This window comes from uncultured Campylobacter sp. (genome assembly GCF_937997595.1).
Lineage (GTDB): Bacteria > Campylobacterota > Campylobacteria > Campylobacterales > Campylobacteraceae > Campylobacter_B.
In genome coordinates this window covers 1-1,230 of record NZ_CALKTS010000342.1, presented here as the reverse complement: position 1 = coordinate 1,230, position 1,230 = coordinate 1, and the positions used below count along the sequence as shown (strand labels likewise).

Here is a 1,230-nt window from a genome sequence, read left to right as displayed (position 1 = left end):
AGCGAGTTAAATTTAAGAGATAAATAAGCTCCTTTGCTCGCGGCGGCGTTTATTTTGCCCCGCGATTTATACACGGCGTCCGTCAAACGGCGGACGCTTTTTTTATGCCTGGAATTTCGGCTTCCGTCTCGCTTACGAAATGTTTAAATTTATTTGGAATTTTTGAAGGTTGGCTAAATTCAGTACGGATGAGTAAATTTAATTTTAAAGGATTTTTGTGGGTTATTTCCACGGTATCGCGATTGATGTGAAAAAAGAGTCCGGATCCCACACAGACAGCCTCGCAGATGTGGATATTTCGAATGATGCAGCTTATGCAGCGGTATGGCAATTTCGGTTAAAAGGGCAGGGCGCGGACGTTTTTAAAATAAAAACGGACGATGGTTTTTATATTTTTGAAGGCGATGAAATCGCCGGCTATGCTCCCGCTAGCCATGATAGCAAAGAAAAAGAATGCTTGAAAAATATCTCAAAAGGCGTAGATACCTTAGGCACTTATCGTTTGTCCGAGCCCATTTTGCCGGCCGGGAGACGCGGAGTGGGCTATATTGCGACCGACATAATAGTCTGCGCCGTATTTTGTATCACCGGAAATTTCTTTATCGGCGGCTATATATGGGGACTTTTGGCTTTTGCATTGTTCGCGATTTGGAATGATTTTTTGAACGTAGCAATTTTCAAAAAGCTATGAAAAAATATGAAGCCGATAGAGCTAAAAAAATCGAATACGACGAGTTTATAGCAAGCTTTGAAAGGCGCGTCGCAAGTGAGAAGATCGACGAAAATACCGGGTTGAACACTAAAACAGAACCGAATAAATAACGCAAAATTAAAGATTCTATCCTTTTTAAACGTACCACTGCGCTCGCTATGGCGTATTTAATCGATGAAAATAGCTTTAGTGCAACAAAATTTTATATTGCAAGGTGATGTTTGCTTTGCAAATTTTCTAAAATGCTCACTGTTACAATTTAAAACTTAAATCTTTTGGACAAAATATGCGTTATGTCGCTCGCTATTTAAACGCCGCGAAGCTCATAAAATTTGCCCACTTAAAGATACTCTCGACGCGCTTAAAGCCCGCGCTTAGCGCCAAGGCTCGGTTTTCTGCCTCGGTGTAGGGCACGAGCACGTTTTCAAGAGCCTCACGTTTTTGCGCGATCTCGTAGCGCGAATAGCCCTGCGCGCGCTTGTAATCCTCGTAAATTTCGATCATCTGACGCGCGAGCA

2 protein-coding genes and 1 pseudogene are annotated in these 1,230 nt (G+C 42.4%); 2 read left to right on the top strand and 1 reads right to left on the bottom strand.

Annotated elements, in window-relative coordinates:
- The first annotated feature begins 217 nt into the window (after positions 1–217).
- Both Q0614_RS11550 and Q0614_RS11545 read left to right on the top strand, forming a co-directional pair.
- A complete protein-coding gene (locus Q0614_RS11550; protein WP_298788852.1) occupies positions 218–691 on the top strand; it encodes a hypothetical protein in 474 nt (157 codons plus the stop codon).
- Positions 688–822 carry a hypothetical protein gene (locus tag Q0614_RS11545; RefSeq protein ID WP_298788850.1) on the top strand — a complete coding sequence of 45 codons (135 nt, stop codon included), beginning with the start codon at positions 688–690 and terminating at the stop codon, positions 820–822. Before Q0614_RS11550 ends, Q0614_RS11545 begins: the two co-directional genes overlap by 4 nt.
- 193 nt (positions 823–1,015) lie before the next feature.
- Here the strand turns inward: Q0614_RS11545 and Q0614_RS11540 are convergent.
- A pseudogene (locus tag Q0614_RS11540) lies at positions 1,016–1,230 on the bottom strand (carboxy-S-adenosyl-L-methionine synthase CmoA); the annotation flags it as partial.